16 protein-coding genes and 1 riboswitch are annotated in these 21,753 nt (G+C 36.4%); of the genes, 9 read left to right on the top strand and 7 right to left on the bottom strand.

Translation table 11 applies throughout. The features are described from left to right. Window positions 1-100 precede the first annotated feature (100 nt). From JK139_RS14270 to JK139_RS14280, 3 genes are read right to left on the bottom strand one after another with little or no spacing between them, the layout of a single operon-like run. Entirely contained in the window at window positions 101-331 is a 231-nt protein-coding gene (locus tag JK139_RS14270; RefSeq protein WP_218331798.1) for a 4a-hydroxytetrahydrobiopterin dehydratase, read from the bottom strand. Between the two features lie 18 nt (window positions 332-349). Then, window positions 350-793, bottom strand: a complete 444-nt coding sequence (locus tag JK139_RS14275) for an IPExxxVDY family protein (RefSeq protein ID WP_228733248.1) — start codon at window positions 791-793, stop codon at window positions 350-352. Between the two features lie 21 nt (window positions 794-814). After that, complete coding sequence (locus tag JK139_RS14280; protein ID WP_218331800.1) at window positions 815-2,071, bottom strand: hypothetical protein; 1,257 nt, start codon at window positions 2,069-2,071, stop codon at window positions 815-817. Window positions 2,072-2,199: 128 nt separating this feature from the next. On the opposite strand from JK139_RS14280, the gene feoB reads away from it, so the two are divergent. Further along, complete coding sequence (feoB, locus tag JK139_RS14285) at window positions 2,200-4,353, top strand: ferrous iron transport protein B (RefSeq protein ID WP_228733249.1); 2,154 nt, start codon at window positions 2,200-2,202, stop codon at window positions 4,351-4,353. A gap of 245 nt (window positions 4,354-4,598) precedes the next feature. Here feoB and JK139_RS14290 read toward each other — a convergent pair whose 3' ends face one another. Further along, the gene (locus JK139_RS14290) at window positions 4,599-5,495 is read right to left on the bottom strand and encodes a helix-turn-helix domain-containing protein (protein ID WP_074421027.1); all 897 of its coding nucleotides are present in this window, start codon (window positions 5,493-5,495) and stop codon (window positions 4,599-4,601) included. 153 nt (window positions 5,496-5,648) lie between these two features. Here JK139_RS14290 and JK139_RS14295 point away from each other — a divergent pair, with 153 nt between their 5' ends. The 4 genes from JK139_RS14295 to JK139_RS14310 all read left to right on the top strand — a co-directional run bounded on the left by JK139_RS14295 (window position 5,649) and on the right by JK139_RS14310 (window position 11,915). After that, complete coding sequence (locus tag JK139_RS14295) at window positions 5,649-6,638, top strand: aldo/keto reductase (RefSeq protein WP_228733250.1); 990 nt, start codon at window positions 5,649-5,651, stop codon at window positions 6,636-6,638. 1,112 nt (window positions 6,639-7,750) lie between these two features. Then, complete coding sequence (locus JK139_RS14300) at window positions 7,751-8,560, top strand: DUF3050 domain-containing protein (protein WP_218331802.1); 810 nt, start codon at window positions 7,751-7,753, stop codon at window positions 8,558-8,560. Window positions 8,561-8,897: 337 nt separating this feature from the next. Then, a riboswitch (cobalamin riboswitch) is annotated at window positions 8,898-9,088 on the top strand. A 174-nt stretch (window positions 9,089-9,262) separates the two neighbouring features. Beyond that, a complete protein-coding gene (gene metE, locus JK139_RS14305) occupies window positions 9,263-11,590 on the top strand; it encodes a 5-methyltetrahydropteroyltriglutamate--homocysteine S-methyltransferase (protein WP_074421030.1) in 2,328 nt (775 codons plus the stop codon). A 139-nt stretch (window positions 11,591-11,729) separates the two neighbouring features. Then, window positions 11,730-11,915, top strand: coding sequence for a hypothetical protein (locus tag JK139_RS14310; protein WP_143439591.1), 186 nt, complete (start codon window positions 11,730-11,732; stop codon window positions 11,913-11,915). Between the two features lie 79 nt (window positions 11,916-11,994). On the opposite strand, the gene JK139_RS14315 is transcribed toward JK139_RS14310, so the two are convergent. Beyond that, window positions 11,995-12,780, bottom strand: coding sequence for a hypothetical protein (locus tag JK139_RS14315; protein ID WP_074421031.1), 786 nt, complete (start codon window positions 12,778-12,780; stop codon window positions 11,995-11,997). 922 nt (window positions 12,781-13,702) lie between these two features. Between JK139_RS14315 and JK139_RS14320 the strand changes: the two genes are divergently transcribed. Together JK139_RS14320 and JK139_RS14325 are read left to right on the top strand one after the other, a co-directional pair. Further along, window positions 13,703-13,972 (top strand): cyclic nucleotide-binding domain-containing protein, encoded by a 270-nt coding sequence (locus JK139_RS14320; protein WP_218331818.1) that lies wholly within the window; start codon window positions 13,703-13,705, stop codon window positions 13,970-13,972. Between the two features lie 140 nt (window positions 13,973-14,112). After that, on the top strand, window positions 14,113-14,451 hold the full coding sequence (locus tag JK139_RS14325; protein WP_218331828.1) for a Rossmann-fold NAD(P)-binding domain-containing protein: 339 nt from the start codon (window positions 14,113-14,115) through the stop codon (window positions 14,449-14,451). Window positions 14,452-14,686: 235 nt separating this feature from the next. Here JK139_RS14325 and JK139_RS14330 read toward each other — a convergent pair whose 3' ends face one another. After that, window positions 14,687-14,917: a TIGR03643 family protein gene (locus JK139_RS14330; RefSeq protein WP_218331830.1), complete on the bottom strand. Its 231-nt coding sequence runs from the start codon at window positions 14,915-14,917 to the stop codon at window positions 14,687-14,689. Continuing rightward, window positions 14,914-15,390, bottom strand: coding sequence for a flavin reductase (locus tag JK139_RS14335; protein ID WP_218331832.1), 477 nt, complete (start codon window positions 15,388-15,390; stop codon window positions 14,914-14,916). Before JK139_RS14335 ends, JK139_RS14330 begins: the two co-directional genes overlap by 4 nt. A gap of 383 nt (window positions 15,391-15,773) precedes the next feature. Between JK139_RS14335 and JK139_RS14340 the strand changes: the two genes are divergently transcribed. After that, window positions 15,774-19,949 (top strand): PAS domain S-box protein, encoded by a 4,176-nt coding sequence (locus tag JK139_RS14340; protein WP_074417937.1) that lies wholly within the window; start codon window positions 15,774-15,776, stop codon window positions 19,947-19,949. Between the two features lie 219 nt (window positions 19,950-20,168). Further along, entirely contained in the window at window positions 20,169-21,575 is a 1,407-nt protein-coding gene (locus JK139_RS14345; protein WP_074417938.1) for a PAS domain-containing sensor histidine kinase, read from the top strand. Window positions 21,576-21,753: the final 178 nt, after the last annotated feature.

The following is a 21,753-nucleotide window of genomic DNA, read 5'->3' on the forward strand; positions in this document are numbered from 1 at the left end:
TTGCAACTTTTAAATTTTTATTGCAACAATATTTTTAATCGAACATTGAAAATTACTTTTTGAGGGTTGACTATTTACAAGAGCAGGAAGTATGCCTTTTTTATAAAAGAGCGTCAATTTTTTGGGATAGGGTATGGTCTTTTTCAGTTACCACATCACCCGCATCATGGGTATTGAGCCAAATTTCAACCGTGTTCCAAACATTCGTCCATCGTGGATGGTGGTTCATTTTTTCGGCTTCAATAGCCACCCGTACCATAAAAGCAAATGCTACAGAAAAATCGGCAAATTGAAATTTTCTGTATAAATGATTGTTGCTTTCCTGCCACATAATTGTAGTTTTATTAGATTAAATAATCAGGTTGCTGATATTTTTAATTTGCTCCTGTGGTATTTCCAATACTAACTGCACATTGCCTAATTTTTTGATGCTATCCATCATACGGTTGCATCTTTCATCATCTATTCTGTCGCCTTTCATTAACCATATAAAATCCAAATGCTTTAGTTCAGGTAATAAAGCTTCTCCGTCGCACTGGTTATGGTACAAATAATGCACTAAGCTGCCTTCATGTTGGCCAGATATGTAAAGATTGAAATGATAGGCTCTGTTTTTTTTGTGCATTTCAATAGGTGCATCTGTATATAAAAAAAAATTAAAGCCTAAAAAGTTATTCAGCATCCAGATAAAATAATAATTCTTTACCGGCGCCATGATGCCTACTATTTTGGTATCATCAAAAAAATCATGATTCAACTGGCTGATATCTAACTTCTGTTTTATCATGGCCATATTAATAGATGTTTTTTTGTGTTACAGTTTACTGTTATTGTTTACCTGTATTGCCAGAATATGTGTTTGTATATCTTGTATCATTTGCTGTATTACCAACGTTTTTTCTGAACTGCTATTGGTTAAACTTTGTTTTGTGAACAAATATTGTATGCCGGGTATAATGGTGAATGGGTATTCGGCGCTTTTTTCAGCTGTAGTGATTTCATCAGGTTCGCCAATAGAAATATTTAAATGCCTGCTGTAATAGCCGTTATTGGTTGTTTGTGCAGTTGTAGTACTATCAGTAGATGCAGTATTTATTTCAATTGCATATTGCCAATGAATATTGCCAGTGGTAGTGGCTGTTTGTAATAATCCGGTTTTGGCCAATGTATAATGCTGGTAGGGCTGATACACCATTACATAATTCAGCCTATTTTGCTTTTTAAGTACATCTGTCAGGCTTAGCATAGTAGCCAATCCTTCAATCGGTTGCCGTGTATACAGCAACAACGTACTGTCTGCATGGTGGTTAATGATTGCAACATAATTTACAGAACGAAATATTTTGGGTTGTATGTGAACAGAAACATCAATATCTATTGTATTCAATTCAGCTGCATTGCATTTTTTCCATCCTGATGGGGTAATATAAACAATAGGAATGGGCAGTACTGAATCTTTTTTAAAAGCTTTAAATGCAACTGCATCTTGCAAAGTGGGGTCAGTGTTGTAAAACAATAAAGCAGTAGCCCCTTTTGCAACAGCTCGTTTTGATTCACTGATGCAATATTCCGCGCAATCAAACTGTTGATCACCGGCATGTTCACTGATAATATCTGCCAAATTTCTGAACCAGGGCGCTCCATTTTCATTCAATGCAGGTGCAGCTGAACCGCTAATGTGCCTATTTGAACTGTAATGCAGTGGAAAAAAATCAGTGCCGGCTTGTAACTGTACCCCATTTAAGGAGAGATAGGTATTGGGGTTTTGATAATCATTCCCCTCATGAATGGAAAAGCTATCTGTAAAGGTACTGTTATGCAAAGGGGTTGCGCCTTTCTGCTCCATAAAAGCTTGAAAATATCCGGCTATACTTTGCGGTTCTATTGCATGCAATTGTATTAAATGATGCATCACTTCAGTTTTCAATTGAGCCGCAGCCGCTTTTTCTTCTCTTAATTTCTTTCTTTTGAATTGTGCTTGTGTGGCCGATGGGAAAAAAAGTACCCCTACAATCATTATGCAAACAATAGGTGGTGTTTTTTCAAAAGGCCATAAAATTATTTTTCCCAAAATCGTTGAATAGTTTTGAAGGTGACAGGATGCTTTCAGATAAAATCGTATACAAAAGTAACAGGCATCAGCAATTTGTGTACTAAGGTGTATAAATATTCTTTTCCCAACCTCGAAACAGCATAGCTTTGGCTACCGTTAATTTTGCTTACTTATACATGCACGTGAAGCAACAACAATTATTACGCATCGCTTTAGTAGGAAATCCAAACAGTGGAAAAACCTCTTTGTTTAATGCATTAACCGGCTTAAACCAAAAGGTAGGTAATTTTCCGGGGGTAACGGTTGATAAAAAAACCGGGATATTGGATATTGACGGGTCATTAAAGGCTGAATTGATTGATTTGCCGGGCACTTATTCATTGTATCCAAGAAGGGCAGATGAATGGGTGGCCTATAAAGTGCTCATGAATGCTGATGTAGATTTGAATGCAGATATTATTGTGCTGGTAGCCGATGCCAGTAATTTAAAACGAAATTTTCTATTCTGTTCACAAATCATCGATTTAAAAAGGCCGGTGGTAGTGGCATTAACCATGAACGATCTGGCAGCCAAAAAAGGAATTAAAATTGATGTGGCAGGCATTGAAGCTGATTTAGGTGTGCCTGTTGTGCCTGTTAATCCAAGAAAAAATAAGGGGCTGGCACATTTACGAAAAGTGATTGGAATGGTAGCCAAACAACAATATTCCATTCCATCCCGCGATTTTATAGATAATAAAAACGTTGCCAGCAATGCTATTGAATCTGTACAACAGTTGTTCCCACAGTTAAGTGATTATGCGGCCATCCATTTTTTAATTAATCACGAAAATTTCCCTTTACCGCAGCACCTGCAGGAAGCAATAGAAGATATTGAACAAAAAAACAATTTTAATCCTACCAAAACACAGGCAGAAGAAATTTTAAAACGATACCAGCGCATCAAACAAATACTGCAAAAAAATGTGGTAGAGCCCGATCCGTTAGAACAAAAGTTATTTACCAATCATTTAGACAATATTTTTTTGCATCGGGTTTGGGGCTATTTAATTTTACTAATTGTACTGTTTCTTCTGTTTCAAAGTATATTTTGGCTGGCTCGTTACCCAATGGATGGAATTGAATGGTCATTCACTCAATTGAGTCATTATTTAAGTAATACATTGCCGGATGCTTGGTGGAGTAATTTATTGATTAATGGAATAGTGGCAGGGATGAGCGGAATTATGGTATTTATTCCACAAATCATGATTTTATTTGGATTAATTACCATTTTGGAAGATTCCGGCTATATGGCGCGAATTAGTTTTTTGAGTGATAAATTAATGCGGAAGGTTGGTTTGAATGGGAAAAGTGTAATGCCCATGATTAGCGGATTTGCCTGCGCGGTTCCTGCAATCATGAGTACGCGGAACATTGAAAATAAAAAAGAAAGGCTCTTAACCATTATGGTTACCCCGTTAATGAGTTGCAGTGCCCGCTTGCCGGTGTATACCATTTTAATTTCGCTGGTTATAAAAAATACTTATTATTTCGGATTCCTCAGTTTACAAGGCTTGGTAATGATGGGGTTATACCTGCTGGGTTTGGTAATGGCTTTAATTGTAAGTGCTGTATTGAAAGGCTTTATTAAGATGAATGAAAAAAGCTTTTTTATTTTGGAATTGCCTATTTACAGGGCACCCCGTTGGAAGAATGTTGGCATTACTATGGTTGAAAAAGCAAAGATTTTTGTGCGGGATGCCGGAAAAGTAATTATGATCATCAGCTTGTTGCTCTGGTTCTTAAGTGCTTATGGTCCGGGTAAACAAATGCAACAGTTAGATGCACAATATACCACTTTAATACAACAGCAACCACAGCAGGAGGCAGCACTGCAAAGAGAGCTGGCTTCACTAAAATTACAACATTCCTATGCCGGAATTTTGGGTAAAACCATTGAGCCTGTTATCCGCCCTTTGGGTTTTGATTGGAAAATTGGCATTGCTTTAATTACCTCTTTTGCGGCACGGGAGGTTTTTGTGGGAACAATGGCCACTTTGTATTCAGTAGAAGAAGGGAAAGAAGATGTTTCACTGCGTGAAAAAATGCAGCAGGCTAAGTATTCAGATGGCAGTAAAGTGTACACATTGCCTGCAGGAATATCATTAATGGTGTTTTATGTACTGGCAATGCAGTGCATGAGCACACTGGCTGTTGTAAAACGTGAAACCCGCAGTTGGAAATGGCCGGTTATTCAGTTTGTATACATGACGGGACTGGCCTATATAATGAGTTTCATTGTTTACCACATTTTTTAATGATAATAATCCCACAATAGTTTAGAAATCTTTCGGGTTAATTCCCAGGCTTCATTATTGGGTTCCCAGCTTTGGTCGCTATTATGGTTGGTGCAAATACAAAAAATATAGCTTGCTTTTTTGCCATTCACAAATAGTACTTCACTTCGGCTGGCATCTACGGCGTCATGTTATCAAATTTAATAACTGTCAGATTAAGTTTTAACTATTACCAATAATTTTTGAATAACTAATGGGGGGGATACTTAGTTCAGCATTCTGTATTCGTTTGGGGATTGCCCAACCCGTTGTTTAAACAAACGGTTAAAATGCTGGGGATACTTAAAGCCTAAATCATAGGCAATTTGACTGATTGATTTACTATGGTCAAATATTCTTTCTTTTGCCACATCAATTACTTTTGATTGTATATATTCCTGTGCTGTTTGGCCTGTTTCTTTCTTTATCAAATCGCCAAAATAGTTTGCTGATAAATGTACCTCGCCGGCACAATAAGCTACTGAAGGCAAACCAATGGTTTGTGGCTTATCAGATTGAAAATATGCGTTCAATACTTTTTCAAACCTTTCTAAAATGCCTTTATGTACATTGTCACGGGTAATAAATTGCCTGTCGTAAAAACGGGTACAGTAGTTCAAAAACAGTTCAATATTCGACACAATCAATCTTTTACTGTGTTTGTCAATGGCATGTTCTAATTCATATTCAATTTTTGAAAAACAATCCAATACAATTTTCCTTTCTCGTTCTGATAAATGTAATGCTTCATTCGATTGATAGCCGAAGAAAGAATAGTCTTGAATATGTCGGCCAAGCGAAATGCCATGAATTAAATCAGGATGAAATGCAAGTCCAAAACCTTTGGGCTGGTATGTTTCAGCATTGCTATCAATCCCGGCAACTTGTCCCGGTGCAATGAATACCAGGGTGCCTTCCTGGTAATCGTAAGTATGCCGCCCATAATGCAAATCACCGCATTTTATATCTTTTAGCAAGATAGTATAAAAGCCAAAATACATTCTGGAACCTTGTCTTGGTGCTGCCTTTGAAAAATCAATCACACTAACCAGCGGGTGGAGTGTTTCAGTATTGTTGAAAGCATTGTAATCGCTAATTGTATCAAATCGGCGTAGTTTATCCATAACACTATTGTTTCATCAAATGTAAAATTACTGATTTATGCTTCTGTTATTGAGTGTGTATTGCATCATCAGTAATATTGGTACAGCGATCCGTAATCTATATACCATTCATGCAAAAAAATACGAAGACCTTTGCATAAACATTAAAATTGAATGATGCAAAAAAGAAAATTAGGAAATGAAGGACTTGAAGTTTCTGCAATTGGTTTGGGTTGTATGGGAATGAGCTTTTCCTATTATCCATTTCCGCAAAAAGCAGATGCCATTCATCTTATTCGCAAAGCAGTAGAGCAAGGTGTTAATTTTTTTGATACTGCTGAAGTATATGGGCCTTATAGTAATGAGGAACTGGTTGGTGAAGCGCTTGAACCTTACAAGGGCAAAGTTATCATTGCAACAAAATTTGGTTTCAATATTCAGAATGGTAAAATGGCGGGTGTAAACAGTAAACCGGAACAAATAAAAAAAGCGGTTGAAGGTTCTCTCAAAAGATTAAAGGTTGATGTGATTGATTTATTATATCAGCATCGTGTTGATCCCAAAGTGCCGATTGAAGATGTTGCCGGAACTGTGAAGGATTTAATTAAAGAAGGCAAGGTTAAATATTTTGGTTTATCTGAAGCAGGTGCCCATACCATTCGCCGTGCACATGCTGTGCAAACTGTAAGTGCATTACAAAGTGAATATTCACTATGGACAAGACAACATGAAAAAGAAATTATTCCAACCATTGAAGCATTGGGAATTGGGTTGGTTTCGTTTAGTCCGCTTGGAAAAGGATTTCTTACCGGGAAGATAGACGCAAATACAAAATTTGAAGCAGGCGATTTTCGTAATCATCTTCCAAGATTTACGGAAGAAGCTCGTAAAGCAAATGCAGCGTTGCTGGATGTAATCGAAAAATTTGCACAACAAAAAAATGCTACGCCTGCACAAATTGCACTGGCATGGGTACTTGCCCAAAAGCCTTGGATTGTACCCATTCCGGGAACAACAAAATTGCATCGTCTTGCAGAAAACAATGGTGCAGCTGCTATTGCGTTTACAGCAGCAGAATTGAATGCAATAGAAGAGGCTTCTGCACAAATAAAAATTTTGGGTGATCGGTATCCTGAAATGTTGGAAAGAGCAACAGGGTTGTAAAGTATACAATAAATTTTATAACTGTTCATCAATTTGTACCCATTATATGCAACGAATTACTGTTTAAAATGATCATGTATAAAACGATGGTTATGCAAAAAAAGTTTTATTAGCATGCATTATAATGGTATGCATGAGCAATTTTTGCAAAAAAGCGGTTGGAACCAATAACAATATAATAGGGCAATGGCAATGGAAGTATTCCATTGCGGTATTGCTGTACAAACAATTACAGCTTCGGATACCCATGTTATATTAACTTTTCAACAAGTCTCTACTTATACGCTTTCCGAAAATGGCACCATACAATCAAATGATCAATTTTTTATTACTTATGACAGTACTTATAAAAAATTGTACATCTCCTCAATTCTACATCCGGCAAGCTATGGTTTGGGCCAAATGGAACAGCTTTTTCTATTCAAAATAATCAATTGATTTGTGATGATCATCCGGTATCGGACGGATATCGGCATTTTTTTCAAAGAATAAAATAAATGCATTCAGCAATGCATAGAAATGACAATGAACCAACTCTCATCAGCGTAAATCAGCTTTATCTGCGGGAGATGATTTTTCCGATGAATCCGCAGATGAACTACAGAATAGGTTGATTTTAAAAATAAGTAAAAAATTTTCTGTGTAATCCTCTGTTACCGTTGTGGTTTATTTTTTCACGCAAAGCCCGCAAAGTATAGGCGCAAAAGGCAGGGAGTTGGATTAAAATGTAAATGATTGATCCATCAGCGCTATCTGCGGAAGATTTTTTTCCCGCTGAACTCGCAGAAAAATGCAGAAAAATTATTTGATAAAAAATAGTGATGTCATTTTTGAATTTGTCTATCATTAATTGTAGATTCATCAAAATAAATGAAAGAAATTTTGCCTACATAATTATTTGTGTGCTGTTGGCCTAATAGGAACCAACAATCAACTTAAGTTTACTATCATCTTTATTGCAGCATGGGCGTATCAATTGATTGATAGCTTTTTCTTATCTACCTACTCTTAATTAAATTTTTGTGCAGATGATTTGTTCATTACTTTGCATGCTTCAAAAAAAACAATGCATACTTAATTTAAATAATTAATAAAATTAATACATTTAAAAGATGAACGAATCAATAGCGCATATAAAAAAGGCAATAGAGCCTTACAGACAACAAATCATGCAGCATAAAGTATATGCAGCCATTAGGAATACGGATGACCTGAAGGTTTTTATGCAATATCATGTTTTTGCTGTTTGGGACTTCATGTCATTATTAAAGACATTACAAAATAATTTAACCTGTACTGCCATCCCCTGGTTTCCCAAAGGTGCTGCTGATACAAGATACCTTATCAATGAAATAGTAGTGGGGGAAGAGTCTGATATGGATAGTTTTGGCCATAGAAAAAGTCATTTTGAACTTTATTTGGATGCCATGCAGCAATGTGGCGCCGATACTAAGCCAATGGAAACATTTATCCGCGTGTTAAAAAATACCGGTAATATGGTTACTGCATTTGCAGCAGCTGAGGTGCCGTCAGCAGCACGTGAATTTGTTGACTTTACATTTGAAATCATTAACAGCCAAAAAGATTATTTGCAATCAGCCATCTTTACATTTGGGCGCGAAGATTTAATTCCGGGGATGTTTGTTTCAATGGTTAATGATATACATAAAAACTTTCCACAAAGTATCTCAATTTTCAAATATTATCTGGAAAAGCACATTGAAGTTGACGGCAACCACCATAGCCAGCTTGCCCTGCAAATGACAACAAACTTATGTGGTACTGATGAACAACGTTGGAAAGAAGCAGAACAGGCAATTATTACCTCTTTACAAAAGCGTATAAGCCTGTGGGATGGTGTTTATAAACAAATAATAGCACCAACAACAACTGCCAGCTTAAACGTTGTAAAAGCAGAATAATGGTGCAGGTAAGCTGAAATGCTTCAGACATAAATAATAAATAATGGTTTGCTATCGTGATAACCGTTAATATTACCAACCATTCATTTTTAAAGGTATTGATTTCGGAATGAATGTTATATTCAATTGCTGTTAAAAGGATAAAACCCTAAATAAAAGTTTTGTGTTATATAGTCACAATAGTAGGAACAATAATACTAAAGTTGACAAAAAAAACAAAAGAAAGGCTAATCGATAACACATGTATGGCTTGATTTGATTTAGGGTAAAATTGCAGAGATGAAATTTTAATAGAAAGTTATAATATATTTGTATTCAAATAGTTCTTTACTACATTTCTTCATCAAACGGAAAAGGTTTTACTTAACGTAAATTAATAGGGAATTGTGTGCAAATCACAAACTGTCCCGCAACTGTAAGTAACGTTAAATTTTTACCCTTGTGTATCCACTGTTTTGCCTTGAGCGAGATGGGAAGGACGGTAAAAATGTTACAAGTCAGGAGACCTGCCTTTACCGTGTTGACAATGCTTTCGTGGAATGAAGCAGACAGTCAGAATTGATGTGCCCATTATTTTGCAGGATTATTGACTCTTGCAGGATTCATTGTGTGCATACCATTTCTTTCACTTCTTCTACAAAACATTATGAGGTTTAGCAAAAGAGCTTTAAACTGATTTCATCATTTTAAAAGCATCAAAAAATGCAAACACACAACTTAGGCTACCCGAGGATAGGCAGCCAACGTGAACTCAAAAAAGCTTCCGAGCAATATTGGTCGGGCAAAATTCCTGTACAGCAATTACTGCAAACAGGTAAAACCATTCGCCAGCAAAACTGGCAATTACAAAAAGAATTAGGTATTGACCTGATACCTTGCAATGACTTTTCTTTTTACGACCATGTATTGGATATCAGCTTAATGGTTGGAGCAATTCCGGAAAGGTATCATTCATTGATGGAAACAAAACAATTGCCAGACATTGATTTGCTTTTTGCAATGGCAAGAGGGTACCAAAAAGATGGCTATGATGTTACTGCCATGGAAATGACTAAGTGGTTCGATACCAACTACCATTACATTGTTCCTGAATTTACTGCCACTCAAAAATTTACTTTATATTCAAATAAAGTGTTAAATGAGTTTTTAGAAGCAAAAGCAAATGGTATTCAGGCAAAGCCTGTACTACTGGGGCCAGTATCTTACTTACTTTTGGGTAAGGAAAAAGAAGAAGGCTTTCACAGGCTTGAACTCATCGAAAGACTGTTGCCTGTTTATTTGGAAATATTGAAAAAATTAGATGATGCTAATGCCCACTATATCCAATTTGATGAACCTTGTTTAGCACTTGACTTGAGCCAATCAGAACAACAAATTATTGTAAAAACATATCAGAAAATAAAGAATAAATTACCCGGCCTTCATATAATTTTAACAAGCTATTTTGAATGTTATGGGCAAAATCTACAAACCGTATTAAGCCTTCCTGTGCAAACAATACATCTTGATTTGGTACGCTGCCCATCACAGTTAGACGATATCTTAGCAACTGATTTTGTGAAAACAAAAACCAATCTTTCATTAGGCTTAGTGGATGGCAGAAACATTTGGAAAAATGATTTTCAGCAGTCGCTTGCATTAATTGATAAAGCAGTTAAAATAATTGGAGTAGAAAGGATTTGGATTGCTCCTTCTTGTTCATTAATCCATTCACCTTGCGATCTGGAATTAGAAACAAACAATAAAACATTAAAACCTGAAATTAAACAGTGGCTTGCCTTTGCAAAACAAAAAATTGACGAAGTGGTAACGCTGAAACAATTGGCAAATAAGGAACATCAGGCAGATGCAATTTTAAAATTGCAGGAAAATATGGAGGCACATCAAAGTAGGAAAATATCAACTCTTATTCACAATCAGAGCGTAAAACAACGTGTTGCTGCTATTACTGAAAAAGATACACAGCGCTTCAATGATTTTTCTTTGAGAAAAATTAAGCAACGTAAAGCCTTGCAATTACCCATGTTCCCCACTACTACTATCGGTTCATTTCCACAAACTGCCGAGGTAAGAAGTTGGAGGACTAAGCTTAAAAAAGGCGAAATTACACAAGAGCAATACGATGATTTAGTTGCAAAAGAAATATCAGAGGCCATCCGTTGGCAGGAAGCAATGGGTATTGATGTATTGGTGCATGGAGAATTTGAACGCAATGATATGGTGGAATACTTTGGTGAACGATTAAACGGATTTGCATTTACCCAAGACGGCTGGGTACAAAGCTATGGCAGCCGTTGTGTAAAGCCACCAATTATTTATGGCGATGTAAGCCGCCCTGCACCAATGACATTGCGGTGGACTTCTTACGCTCAATCGTTAACCCAAAAATGTGTTAAAGGAATGCTTACAGGCCCTGTTACTATTTTGCAATGGAGTTTTGTTCGTAATGATCAACCACGCAGTGAAACCTGTAAACAGATTGCTTTTGCCATCCGTGATGAAGTAATGGATATGGAAAAAGCAGGTATAAAAATTATACAGATAGATGAACCAGCCATTCGTGAAGGGTTACCATTACGAAAAGAAAATTGGCAGGAATATTTACAATGGGCTGTTGGAGCATTCCGAATATCGGCAAGTGGTGTACATGATGAAACACAAATTCATACACATATGTGCTATTCTGAATTTAACGACATCATTCAAAATATTGCCGACATGGATGCCGATGTGATTACAATTGAATGCAGTCGTTCACAAATGGAATTGCTGGATGCTTTTGCCGATTTTAAATATCCCAACGAAATTGGTCCCGGTGTTTATGACATTCATTCGCCAAGGGTTCCTTCTAAAGCAGAAATGATAGCATTAATGGAAAAAGCAAAAGCGTTTATACCTGCTGAAAAACTATGGGTAAATCCTGATTGCGGTCTGAAAACAAGGCATTGGGATGAAACAAAAAAAGCATTGGTAGAAATGGTAAATGCTGCAAAAGAGTTGCGATTATCTGTCCATCAACCTAAAAATTGATAATTTGATAATTAGGTAATTGCATACTGTAATTACCTAATTATAACTTATTAAATAATTAAATATTATTTATCATAGTCAATTGATACTGCTATTTGTTTATATGATTGTATGAGTTGTTTTAAATTTTTCGCTTTTTGTGCAGTACACTAACATGCATCAATCAAAAGCATTAATGTGCTGTGGCTATACCTGTGCCTATTTTTATGCAACTTATGGCCACACTAACACAATGCCCATCAATATAGGTATTACAGAAAAGGCAGCATACAGACACAGTAACGCTATGGCCGATACAGTAAGGGAAGGATTGTTGAAATTGTAAATGTAGTCATTTTACATCCTGCTTCACCTATAGAAAAATATAGGTGCAAACTGCCTGTATATAGGATAGGTGTATACAACTAATTAAATTTTCTTCTCGATAAGTTAAAACCCAGTCTAACTAAGAATCCACTTAATACAACATTTGAATTATTATAAATACTTGTAAAACCCCTTTGATATGATATATCTATATTAATCATAAAAAGATATAAACATACACCACCTACAAACCCAACATACGATGAATTTAGTTGGTTATTGTTTAAAACATATTCGTTGCCATTTTGATTGTGAAAAGCTTTAGCGAGAAAATTAATGGATGGCCCGGCATACAAAAATATTGCATCAGAAAATGGAACTCCGCCTGGACTATACCCACCCGGATTGACCGTAGTGTTGCTTACAATATTATCTCCATATGAATGACTGTAAATATAGGTTTGTGTAGTAGATGAGGGTGCTATATAGCGGGCACTTGTAACTTTATTTTTAAAGGAAATACAATATTCAAATAATACCGGAGCAGATATATAGTTTAGTGTGAAAGATTCTAAACTATTGCCCGACTGCGCATTATTTGCTGTAAAATAATCCCATACTAATTTTGTTTTTAGCCCAAAATCCGGACCAGAGCTTTTGTATTTTCTATGTAACCATTCTATATATAGATCGCCAGTATATGCTATTTGTGTTTTTAAATCACCCGTTAATACAGGATTATCTGTTGCTTTTAAAGAAGAAATTCCTGTTCCGCCCCACCATGCTCCAATATCCAAGCCGGAATTAAACATCCATTTTTTATTTGTTTGTCCATTAATAAAAGTGACTGATAAACAAAATATAAATACAAGCATCTTTTTCATAAATTCAAATTTAGCAGTTAAAGAAAAGGTTGGTATAAAAAAGAAGGTGCGTAAATCTGTTAAAAGAATGTTAATAGCAAGATAGATTAATAATTTGAAAATTCCTAATTTATTTTAAAGTTTATTAAACCTGTTGCAGGATTTCTCGTTTTTGATTTGCAGCCTTTTTAGCACCCGGTCAATTTTACAAATGATATTTTTCTTTTTTTGAATTATATAATTTTATATTTTTATGTTGTAATATTATATCAGAAGGCAACCATTCCGTTGACGTATTGTAAGTGCTGATGAATAAAGTGCAAAACAGGATGAAATAACCGAAGCTATAAATTAGACTATATTCAGCAGATGGGTAGTATTTGCAATTGTTCATTTTCCCGCATTTATGACGAAGCTCAAAGGAGAGACTTTTATACACAATAGTCGGTGAAAAACTTGGTCGAAATGCAGAAAATTACCAGAAAAACAACAATTTCTTTAAATAAAAGTTATATTTAAAAAATCATTGTTGTCCGACAAAAATTGTAAAATAATGGTTCAAACCCTTTACAGAAACATATTTCAGCCGATTTCAAAAGATGGGGTACTCCCTCCAATTTTGAAACAACCATTTTTTAGCCTGTAATTCTTTACAGCAAAGGATTATAGCTATTTTTAAGTTAAGTTTTGCCGGACAATAATGACTTAAAAAGAAAAGTTACTTTTCAGAACCGCATAAAGTGTGCACCAATCTTGGGTTTATTGTGTCAGGCTCTGTGCGCTATTACAATATTAAAGACGGTGAAGAAATTACCGGCTATTTTATTTTTGAACGCGATTTTGTTACTTCCTTTAAAAGTTATTTAACCTAACAACCTTCCTTGTATTATATACAGGCTTTGGAAGATAAGATAGCTTGCTCATTACCATCAGTTACAAGAATATGCAGTTGTTGCTGAATTATCCGTTATTGGCATATAAAATGGAACGGTTTGGCCGATTATTGGCTGAACATTATTTGGTATGTTTTGAAGATCGGATTAAATTATTCATTTTAAAAAGTCCTGAAGAACGGTATTTAGACTTGTTGCAGTATGAAAAAGATGTACTGGAGCGAATACCACAGCATTATATTGCCAAATATATTGGTATTACACCCGTTTCCTTATCACGCATAAGACGCAGGATATTTAGTTTGCCCAATGCAAAATAAGTATGCATTCAATTGTATTATGATACATCAATCGATTTCTTATCTTTTGTTAACGGAATAGTACGGCCATCCGGACGAGTTTTGTGGGAACAAAAAAAGATATGCATACCATTCTATGAGCCGGCGGCGCCGTTGCCAATGTGCTAACCCGCGAATTATTACAACATCAACAACCCGTTCAATTGGTGAGCCATAGGCCGGTGAATGCCAAGTTTCCGAATGTGGCCTGGAAAAAAGCAGATTTGTTGCATGCTGTTGAAGTTTTGGAAGCAGTAAAAGGTGCCCATACCGTTTATTTAACTGCAGGCCTGCCTTATGATAAAAATATTTGGAAAGCACAATGGCCGGTTATTATGCACAATGTAATATATGCGGTTAAAATATCCGGGGCCAGACTGATATTTTTAGACAATATGTACATGTATGGAAAAGTAGAGGTGCTATACATGAAGATACACCCTATAATCCCTGCAGTGTAAAAGTAGAAGTGAGTGCCCATTTAGCAACTACTTTAATGGAGGAAGTGAAAGCAGGGAATATGAATGCCACAATTGGAAGGGCTGCTGATTTTTACGGTATTTAAAAAATTAACAATTTTTTGTATATGATTGTATTGGGTAAGTTATTGGCTATATTTGAGGAGCAAGGACATTCATCACACACAATGGAATGTATGGTGCTTAAACGCCTTATCGTTTACTGATTTTATTCAGGTTATTTGCTTTTGAACCTGTTTATACCGGTGTTGCGCTTGTGTACGTGCTTTTTACTGATGCCGTTGTTTAAACGTTTGCGCCAAAGATGAAAACTACTGCGCTTTAGTTCGCTGCACATCAATGCAATTACATCCTGTTCGGTTAATCCAAATTGAAAAGCAATGGCTTCAAAAGGGGTTCTGTCTTCCCCGTTCATTTCAAAAATGCGGTCTGTTTCCTGTTGCGTCATATGCTAATGATTTTTTTATTGGATAGAATAGCTGTGGTTAAGATATTGGCCGATAGTGATTGATATTGCAACACTTTACATAGAAATAAAACATGGTCACCTTCCGTATCAAAGGTATTTATTTTTTTTAACCGGACATAGGCCGCAGCACCATGCAATACTTTAAATTGATTCCAGTAGGTTAACAGTTGTTTTTTTTCTAGCCATTCTTGTTTATTGAATTTGAGGCCGCTTTTTTGGCCTAAACTACGTACCAATGTGTATTGATTTTCATTCAATAATTGTAAAACGGCTTCATCTGTTTTTTGCATCCATTGCAGGGTTCGGGTATTATGATATAATGCTACGATGTATAATTTCGGACGCATACTAACCGGGGTAACATATGTACAAATGTTCATGTTTACAGCATGATTCATATAGGTAGCAAAACTGTAAACGGGAAAACTGGGTAAATTCCAGGGTCGTTGCATATTTCAAAATTTTAAAAGCATATATGTTGGTAGTGGTGCTTTATTACCAGGTCTTCACCATAGTTACATATCAACTGTTAAATAGGTATTTTGTTCATACCGCAAAACGAATAGTTATAGAAAGAGGATGATATGGCTGTTGTGTGGTAAAGTATCAGTAAATACATCATCATGTTAAAACATTATAATTTGTATAAAATTATGCGGAACTAATGATAAGGTGATTGAATTTGGTTTTTGGTGGAGTCGGTAAGTGGTTTCACTCATTTTTATATATTTTTTCATGAAGTTGCATTTTTTTATATATTCACGCAATACCTTTAACGTTAAAGGAGATAAAAGCGTATTATATTGCGTTTATCCAATCCTATAAGGATTTGTGTATGCAAGAAATGTATCATCTAACTATATTACACGCACCGCTCGCCGTTTTTCTGTCGAAACCCGATGGTACGGTGTTAGAGGCTAACCATGCAGCTGCCGAAATGTTTGGTTATAGTTTAGAAGCCTTACGTGGTATGCATTGTAGCCGGTTGATAGATGAAAACATGCCCGGATTTGCTGAACTGTATGAACAACGAGCTAAAAGCGGATTGGTGAAGGGCCGGTTTATCGGCATAAAAAGCAATGGGGAAAAATTTCCTGTTGAAATGCATTCCCGGTTGTTTACAACTACCTCTGGCGAACAAAGGGCATCGGCTATTATTGCCGATATTTCCGAGCGCCAACAACATGCTGCAGTTACCCAAAAATTAATGGCCGAAATGCAGCTCATTTTAAATAATACAGATGAGTCGTTTATAATTTTAGACCGTAACCTAAACATTACTGCTATCAATGCTTCAGCCGAAATTAAAAGTGAAGCATTACTGGGCAAAAATTTAGTTGTAGGGCACTCTATTTTAGAATATGCACAGCCGGAACGTATACCTGCATTGCAACAAGTATATAGTGATGTATTGGCCGGTCATACGCATAAAACCATTATTGAACTGCCATTTGAAGGTAGTGTGTTGTTTTATCAAATCAAGTACAAACCCATTCAAAATGCTGAGGGAGTGGTTACCCATATTATGGTGAATACCATGGATGTAACGGTACAAAAAAATATTGAAAAGCAGTTACAGGAATTGTTGCATACATCAGAGTATTTAAAAAATATTTTTGAGAAAGAACGGAATTATTTCATTAATAGTTTAGAACAATTGGCCGATGGATTTGCCACATTTGATGCCACCGGAAAGAGCACATTTTTAAATTCTAACGGCCGCCGCTTGTTGCATCTTCCGCTCGATGGAAAAAGTGCCAATATTATAGAGGCCATTCCGGGTACAGAACGGCTGGTGTTTGAGCAGGTCATCAACAATGCCCTTCAATTGCAACAATCTAATGTACTGGAAATTTTTCATCCGCAATGGCAGGAATGGATGCGTTACCGGATTTATCCGAATCAACAAGAAACAACCTTGTTTTTTAGAAGTATAACCCATGAAGTGCAGGTAAGACAAGCATTGGAAACTTCAGAAAAAACTTATAAATACCTGTTTTATTATAATCCGCAACCCATGTGGATTATACACCCCAATACCAAAGCTTTTTTAGAAGTAAATGAAATGGCAGTGCAGAAATATGGGTATAGCAGGGCTGAGTTTTTACAAATGACGATTTACGATTTGAGAGATGAGCAAGATGCCAGAGCCTTACAACTTATTCAGCGTGAAAGAAAAGGTTCAATTTTGGCCTACCAGGGTTTATGGAAACACCGTACCAAAAAAGGAGATTGGTTAGAAGTAGAAATTATTTCGCACCTGATAGAATTTAACCAGCAACCGGCTGCATTAATTCTGGTAAATGATGTAACGGAACGTTCAAAAACAAGGCAACAATTATTACAAAGCAACGAGCGGTTTGAATATGTTGCACAGGTGTCGTTTAATGCAATTTGGGATTGGGATTTAACTACCGGTCAAATGTACTGGGGAGATGGGTATACCGAATTGTTTGGCTATCCGGTGAACTTTCATCAGGGTAATATTCAGGATTGGAAAACAAGATTACACCCGGATGATGCAGAACGAGTCGCTGCCAGTTTACAACAAGCGATTGATAACGCTGCAGAATTCTGGCAGGAAGCCTATTATTACAAAAAAGCAGACGGCTCCTGGGCCTATGTAATAGATAGAGGTAAAATATTGAAAGATGAAAATGGGAAACCTTACCGCATGGTAGGGGCCATGCAGGACATTACCCTGCAAAAGTACCAGCAATCTATTCAGGATATTGAATCACTGGTATACAACTTAAACCTGCAGCAACAGGTTGCTTTTAAAGATGTGGTAGATGTTTTACTGATTGAATTAGAAAAACTGCATCCCGGTATGCTGGCTTCGGTGCTTACTTTGCAATCCAACAATACCGTACAACACCTGGCCGCCCCGCACCTGCCTGCTGCTTATCTGCAAGCCATTAATGGTGCACCCATTGGCCCTGCTGCCGGCTCCTGCGGTACCGCCATGTACACCAAAGAAAGGGTGATTGTAGATGATATTGCAAATGATAAAAGATGGAAACTGTATAAAGAAATTGCCTTACAGTATGGGTTACAGGCTTGTTGGAGTATCCCCATTCTCAATAAAAATAATACCGTTTTAGGCAGCCTTGCATTTTATTACGAGGTGCCCAAAACACCTACCGCTTTGCAATTGCAAACATTAGAGCGCATGAGCAAGCTGGTAGGTATTATCATGGAAAACCATTACAACTATCTGTTACTGGCTACCAATAAGCTACGGTACGAATTAATTGCCAAAGCTGCCAGCGATGCGCTATGGGATTGGAATATTGCCAATCATACCGTTGAATTACTGGGAGATGGGTTTGAAAAATTATTCGGCTATCCTTCGGAAGTGTTAGAGTGGGATCGTGATTTCTGGACCAGCCATATACATCCGGATGATTTGCCCAATATTCTGAAAAGAGGAAAGCTGGCTTTTAAAAATAAAAATCAAAATATATGGGAATCGGAGTACCGGTTTAAAAAAAGTGACGGCAGTTATGCATTTGTGCGGGATAAAGGTTTTATTATTAGAAATGAAGATGGAACAGTTTCAAGAATGATTGGCGCCACAGAAGATATTACACAGCGTAAAATGCAGGAAGAAGAATTGAAACGCTTGTCGATAGTAGCTAAGGAAACCACCAATGCCGTTATTATTACCGATGCCCATGAAAACATTACTTATGTAAATGAAGCATTTACAAAAATTACTGGTTATACTTTAACTGAAAGTATCGGAAAAAATGCTCGTTTTTTACAAGGGCCTGATAGTGATGTAGCTGTAAAGACCTATATGCGTCAACAGATTGCCGCTCAGCAACCTTTTGAATGTGAAATTAAAAATTATACCAAATCAGGCGAGGCCATTTGGCTGCACATACAGGTACAACCAATTTTTGATGAACAAAAAAAATTAGTGCAGTTTTTTGCTATTGAAACAGATATTACCGAAGCTAAAAAAACACAGGAGCAATTGCATGTATCGGAAGAAAAATACAAACAATTGTTTGATACCAACCCTAATTCCATTTTTGTATGGGATATCGGGAGTCTGAAGATTTTAGATGTCAACAATACTTCCATAAAAGAATATGGTTATTCAAGAGAAGAATTACTGCAAATGACTATTTTAGATTTATATCCTGCTTCCGAGCATGAAACTTTGAAGCAATTTGTACGGCAAATTCAGTTATCTGACAAAATCAAGTATATTAAAAACTGGAAACATCAGAAAAAAGATGGAAGTATCATTCAGATGCAAATTGCTTCGCACAAAATAAAATATGAAGGCAGAGATTGTGTGATGGGTATTGGTACAAACATTACAGAAAAATTAGCATTAGAAGCGAGGTTGGCAGAAGAACAGGTGCAGCGCCGCAATGAGGTAATACATGCCGAAATAACAGCGCAGGAAAAAGAACGGCAGGAAATTGGGCGTGAATTGCATGACAATGTAAACCAGATTTTAACGGCCAGCCGTATTTATGTAGAAATGGCACGTAAAGCACATCCTGAAGAAAATGAGTTATTGCAGCAATCATCCTGGTATATTTTGCAGGCCATCGAAGAAATCAGGAAACTCTCTAAAGCATTGATTAACCCGGTTGAGAAAGATGTAAGCCTGAAAGAAGCTATCCGGAAATTGGTGAACGATATGTTGCTTTTATTGAAAAATAATGTAGTAATTGATTTAACGCATTTTAATGAAACAGGATTAGAACAAAAGTTTCGCTTGAATTTGTATCGTATTATACAGGAGCAATTAACCAATATCAGTAAACATGCAGCAGCCACTAAAGTAAAAATTCAGTTAAAACGAAATGGCAGTCATATTACATTGCGGATAGTAGACAATGGAAAGGGATTTGATGTAAATGCTGTAAAATCGGGTATTGGATTAAATAATATTCAAAAAAGAACGGAGATGTATAAGGGTAAATTTACCATACAAAGTTCGCCGGGAAATGGAACAGTATTGTTAGTAGATTTTCATAATATATAAAACAAGTAATGCATGTATAATAAAAATCGAGTCCAATAAATTTGGCAACTTGTAGATTTGTGTAGATATTAGCAAACTAATTTGCATCATTATCCTTGAAAAATCAGTTTCACTTCTTTGTTGGTGCTGTTTCTTTTCATGAGATAATTTGTTAGTACGCAACTGCTTGTTTTGGCATTGTTGTTTAAAACTAAGATTATTTCAATATTTAAACACAGCATGGATACAACTTTACCTGCCGGTAATGAATGGAGTGGTCAGCTATGGGCGTATGTATTGCAGCCCATGTTAATTGCCGATGCAAAAGGGGCTGTACATGCAAACAATCCGGCATTGGTGCAATTAACGGGTGGTTCTGTAGCTGATGGGTTACAGCACTCAGTGCTACAATTATTGAATTGGGAAATATCATACTGGCAAAAATTATGTGTTGATGTGCAAAACAATACAGTAGCATCGGTTACAACCAATATGCAAATTTTGGGAGAAGCTGCCATTCCTGTATCGGTACATTGTACCATGCTTGCTCCTGAAAAAGAATGCTTATTGCTGTTACAAATAACTGACCTGCGTGAAAAACTAGCCAATGAAGCATTGGTGCAATCGGCCAATGAAAAATACCGCTACCTGTTTTTAAATAATCCGCTGGCTTTAATATTGTGGGATTTAGAAACCCTGCATATCATTGATGTGAATTATGCTGCCTGCAAAGAATATGGTTATGCCCGGCGCGATTTTGTAAAATTATCAATGAAAGATATTCATCTGCGGGAAAACTTGCCAGACTTTTTAAAATTTGCGGCTGATTTTGCGAATACCGATAAACAAAAAAAGAAAGGTGTGTGGATACATCAAAATGCTTTGGGCAAAAAAATGTGGATGGAAACGGTATCGCATAAAATTGTATATGATAACCGGCAGGCGGTAATGGCCATGTTGAATAATGTTACTGAAAAGCTGGCATTAGAGCAGCAATTAGTCAATGAACAATTATTGCGGCAGCAACAAATTGCGGAAGCCGTAATAGCCGCGCAGGAAAAAGAACGGAGTGAAATTAGTCAGGAGTTGCACGATAATGTTAACCAATTGCTCATTGCTTCTCGCATTTATGTAGAGTCGGCAAGGCAGCATCCTAACCGGAAAGAAAATTTATTGAGTCAGGCATCAGGTTTTATTTTAAAGAGTATTGAAGAAATCCGTAAACTATCTAAAGCGTTAATAACACCCTTAGAGACCGAGATAAGTTTGCAGGAGGGGTTGGAGAAATTAATGGCTGATATCAGAGAATTAAAGTCGTTACAATTTGAAAGCCGGTTAACCGATTTTGAGGAAGAAGGACTAACTTATCCCTTTAAAATCAATATTTACCGCATAGCACAGGAGCAGTTCAATAATATCATCAAACATTCAGGTGCCAAGAAGGTAATATTGCGTTTGCAACGCAATGAAAGCTATGTATTCTTTACCATTGAAGATAATGGTATAGGATTTGATGTAAACAGTCAGCGAAAAGGAATAGGCATTAATAATATATTACGCCGTGCCGAAATGTACAATGGCGTAGTAGAAATTGATAGTGCACCCGGTAAAGGATGCAAAATTCATATTCAGTTTAAATTACGGTAATATTTATCTTTCACTTCTTAGTTCACCCAAAATTTCACAGATGGATCAACAATCTAAAATAGCCTTTGTGTTCTCTGCGAAAAACTTTGTGTACTTTGTGGTTAATTAGTCAACCCTCAAAAAGTAATTTTCAATGTTCGATTAAAAATATTGTTGCAATAAAAATTTAAAAGTTGCA

Origin of the sequence: Hydrotalea lipotrueae, assembly GCF_019249625.1 — a bacterium.
GTDB lineage: Bacteria > Bacteroidota > Bacteroidia > Chitinophagales > Chitinophagaceae > Hydrotalea > Hydrotalea flava.

Coding starts and splice junctions, on each gene's coding strand:
- JK139_RS14270 (WP_218331798.1), bottom strand. CDS start 331: ATGTGGCAGGAAAGCAACAATCATTTATACAGAAAATTTCAATTTGCC.
- JK139_RS14275 (WP_228733248.1), bottom strand. CDS start 793: ATGGCCATGATAAAACAGAAGTTAGATATCAGCCAGTTGAATCATGAT.
- JK139_RS14290 (WP_074421027.1), bottom strand. CDS start 5,495: ATGGATAAACTACGCCGATTTGATACAATTAGCGATTACAATGCTTTC.
- JK139_RS14295 (WP_228733250.1), top strand. CDS start 5,649: ATGATGCAAAAAAGAAAATTAGGAAATGAAGGACTTGAAGTTTCTGCA.
- JK139_RS14300 (WP_218331802.1), top strand. CDS start 7,751: ATGAACGAATCAATAGCGCATATAAAAAAGGCAATAGAGCCTTACAGA.
- metE (WP_074421030.1), top strand. CDS start 9,263: ATGCAAACACACAACTTAGGCTACCCGAGGATAGGCAGCCAACGTGAA.
- JK139_RS14315 (WP_074421031.1), bottom strand. CDS start 12,780: ATGAAAAAGATGCTTGTATTTATATTTTGTTTATCAGTCACTTTTATT.
- JK139_RS14320 (WP_218331818.1), top strand. CDS start 13,703: ATGCAGTTGTTGCTGAATTATCCGTTATTGGCATATAAAATGGAACGG.
- JK139_RS14330 (WP_218331830.1), bottom strand. CDS start 14,917: ATGACGCAACAGGAAACAGACCGCATTTTTGAAATGAACGGGGAAGAC.
- JK139_RS14335 (WP_218331832.1), bottom strand. CDS start 15,390: ATGCAACGACCCTGGAATTTACCCAGTTTTCCCGTTTACAGTTTTGCT.
- JK139_RS14340 (WP_074417937.1), top strand. CDS start 15,774: ATGCAAGAAATGTATCATCTAACTATATTACACGCACCGCTCGCCGTT.
- JK139_RS14345 (WP_074417938.1), top strand. CDS start 20,169: ATGGATACAACTTTACCTGCCGGTAATGAATGGAGTGGTCAGCTATGG.